This is a genomic window from Isoptericola sp. NPDC055881, from assembly GCF_053615895.1.
This window is the reverse complement of the sequence record NZ_JBSHCR010000140.1, coordinates 1-2,940: the sequence shown is the minus strand read 5'-3', so window position 1 is coordinate 2,940 and position 2,940 is coordinate 1. Positions and strand designations below refer to the sequence as shown.

The window sequence follows — 2,940 nt, the reverse complement described above, 5'->3', positions numbered from 1 at the left end:
GGCGCCGGTAGCCTGGCGCCCGTGCGCCTCGCCACCTGGAACGTCAACTCCGTCCGTGCCCGCGTCGACCGCGTGATCGCCTTCCTCGAACGGTCGGGCACGGACGTGCTGGCGATCCAGGAGACGAAGTGCCGGGACGAGCAGTTCCCGCACGCGGCGTTCGAGGCCGCGGGATACGAGGTCGCGCACACCGGCCACTCCGCGTGGAACGGCGTCGCGATCGCGTCCCGGGTCGGGATCGACGACGTCTCGACGTCCTTCCCCGGGCAGCCCGGGTTCGCCAAGCCCGCCGCGCCGGTGCGCGACGCCGACGCGCCCGCCGAGGCTCCGGACCCCACGCCCGACGAGGCTGCCATCCTGCTCGACGTGCCGGCGCCGGTCGAGGCACGAGCCCTCGGCGCCACCTGCGGCGGCGTGCGGGTGTGGTCGCTGTACGTGCCGCACGGCCGCGCGATCGGCGACCCGCACTACGCCTACAAGCTCGCCTGGCTGGGCGCGCTGCGCGACACCGCCGCCGGCTGGCTGTCCGCCGACCCCGGGGCCCAGGTGGCGCTGGTCGGCGACTGGAACGTCATCCCGCTCGACACCGACGTCTACGACCCGTCCGTGTTCGCGGGGCACACGCACGTCACCCCGGCGGAGCGGGAGGCCTTCGCGGCGTTCACCGGCGCTGGGTACACGGAGGTGACGCGCGAGCACCTGCCGGCCGAGCACACGTACACCTACTGGGACTACCAGCAGCTCGCGTTCCCCCGGAACAAGGGCCTGCGCATCGACTTCGCGTACGCCTCCCCCGCCGTCCGGGACCGCGTCACCGGCGTGGTCGTCGACCGGGACGAGCGCAAGGGCAAGGGCGCCAGCGACCACGTCCCGGTGATCCTCGACCTCGCCGACCCCGCCTGACGGGCAGGAGCGCACCATGACCACGGACCCGCCCGTCCCCGGCGAGCCCCGGGCGACCGGCCGCGACGGCACGCCGCCCGACGAGCCGGTCTTCGCGGCGCCCACGCCGCCCGGCGCGCTGCCCGCCGAGGGCCTGGCCGAGCTGCACCTGCCGGCGACGCCGACCACGCCGGGCCCGACGACGGCGCCCGACGGCACGTCGCCGGGCCGGCGGCCAGGCAGCGGGCGGGCGCGGCGCGGTGTCCTGTGGGCCGGTGCGGCGGTGGCGGTGCTCGCCGTCGTGGGCGGCGGCGTCGCGCTCGGCGTCACGAGCGCGCGACACCGTGCCTGGGAGCCGCTGCCCGCCGCCGTCACGCAGCCGGTGGAGGCGAACGCCGTGCAGCTGGTGCTCGGCTCGTGCCTGCGCGAGCTGCCGACCGGTGACGTGGGCCGGGTGACCGTGGTGCCCTGCAGCGACGAGCACGCCGCGCAGGTGGTCGGCCGCACGGACTCTGCTCCGGGCGCCGTCTGGCCCGGGCCCGACGCTCTGGGTCGGCGTGCGTCCGCGGTGTGCGGCGCGCAGCAGCTCGGAGGCACCGGGCGGGAGGTCGAGGGCGTGCGGTTCGTGGTGCTGACCCCGTCCGAGGCGGGCTGGACCTCCGGCGACCGCGCGAGCCTGTGCCTGGCGGTGACGCCCGCACCCGCGAGCGACGACCTGCTCGGCTGATCGAGACGTCTCGCCGGTCGGTCCCGATTTCCTACTGTGACCTTTGCCACATCTGACACGGCAGTGGCGGTCCGGAATCGGAGACAGTGCCCGACTTTGTCCTGGGCCGATTCCTGACACCGTTGCCCTGGCCACACGCTCAGGTCGTTACCAGAACGTGACCACAGAGCGTCGGGCAGGTTAGCGTCCTTCGACCGCACCTTCTCCAGGTGTCGGCCGACCGGGACGCAGCCGAGTGCTGCCGGCGTCACGGTGACCACGAAACTCACGGCAGCAGCGGGAGACCCACTTCCGGCCGGCCGCCCGGACGCGCACCGCTCCGGACGCTCCCGGCCTTGGGGTTTAGTCACCGACAGGTGGCGGGCCAACGATCTCGGCCTCACCCGACAGCTCATCTCGCAGGCTGGAGGTCATGCCCATGCCTACGTCCCTCGATTCCGCGCGCCCCGGCACCGCCGCCGTGGCGGCACACCGACCGCGTCGCGCGCTCGTCGCCCTCGGCCTCGCGGCCGCCCTCACCGGCGGCACCTTCGTCGCCACCGCACCCCACGCGTCCGCCGCGACCACGGCCACCACCGTGCAGACCGCGACCACGAAGACCAAGCCTCACACCGTCTTCGCGGCGTCCAAGCACACGATGGTCAAGAACTCCGGCAAGCACCGCCCGTCGTACTCGATGAAGGCCACGAAGGCCGGCAAGGCGATCTCGGGCCGCGCGAAGCTCGTCGTCAACGGCAAGGTCTCCTCGACCAAGCGGCTCAAGGCCGGCAAGGCCACGTTCAAGCCGGTCTGGGAGCAGTACCGCGTCGGCAAGAACCGGGTCCGGATCGTCGTCGACCCGACGTCGACCACGCTCGCCACCAAGGCCTCGCGCACCATCAGCGTCACCGCCAAGAACCCGGGCACGCGCGGCCAGAAGATCGTCCGCATCGCGAAGGCCCAGGTCGGGGACCGCTACTCGTACGGCTCGAGCGGCCCGAACTCGTTCGACTGCTCCGGCCTCACGCGGTACGTCTACAAGAAGGCCACGGGCAAGTCCCTGCCGCGGTCGTCGTCGGCGCAGAAGGCGTCCGGCAAGGTCGTCTCGCGCAAGAACGCGCGCCCCGGCGACATCATCTGGACCCCCGGCCACGTCTCGATCTACATCGGCAAGGGCCAGCAGGTCGAGGCCGCCCGTCCCGGCGTCGGCGTCGTGAAGCGCCACATCTGGCAGGACAGCCCGCGGTTCATCCGCATCTGACCGATGCCGAGGTAGCACCCGAGCTGCCGAGGTAGCACCCGAACCGCCGAGGTAGTCGGAAGGGGCGGCCCGCACAGGATGCGGGCCGCCC

3 protein-coding genes are annotated in these 2,940 nt (G+C 73.4%); all 3 read left to right on the top strand.

Annotation, left to right across the window (positions count from 1 at the left end; translation table 11 throughout):
- Window positions 1-21 precede the first annotated feature (21 nt).
- The 3 genes from ACWGKI_RS20710 to ACWGKI_RS20700 all read left to right on the top strand — a co-directional run bounded on the left by ACWGKI_RS20710 (window position 22) and on the right by ACWGKI_RS20700 (window position 2,849).
- Window positions 22-903 carry an exodeoxyribonuclease III gene (locus tag ACWGKI_RS20710; RefSeq protein WP_452189558.1) on the top strand — a complete coding sequence of 294 codons (882 nt, stop codon included), beginning with the start codon at window positions 22-24 and terminating at the stop codon, window positions 901-903.
- A 16-nt stretch (window positions 904-919) separates the two neighbouring features.
- A complete protein-coding gene (locus ACWGKI_RS20705; RefSeq protein WP_452189556.1) occupies window positions 920-1,609 on the top strand; it encodes a septum formation family protein in 690 nt (229 codons plus the stop codon).
- 418 nt (window positions 1,610-2,027) lie between these two features.
- Complete coding sequence (locus ACWGKI_RS20700; protein WP_452189554.1) at window positions 2,028-2,849, top strand: C40 family peptidase; 822 nt, start codon at window positions 2,028-2,030, stop codon at window positions 2,847-2,849.
- Window positions 2,850-2,940 lie beyond the last annotated feature (91 nt).

What these genes read in the sequence shown, in the direction of transcription:
- ACWGKI_RS20705 (WP_452189556.1), top strand. Translation starts at nt 920, where the DNA reads ATGACCACGGACCCGCCCGTCCCCGGCGAGCCCCGGGCGACCGGCCGC.
- ACWGKI_RS20700 (WP_452189554.1), top strand. Translation starts at nt 2,028, where the DNA reads ATGCCTACGTCCCTCGATTCCGCGCGCCCCGGCACCGCCGCCGTGGCG.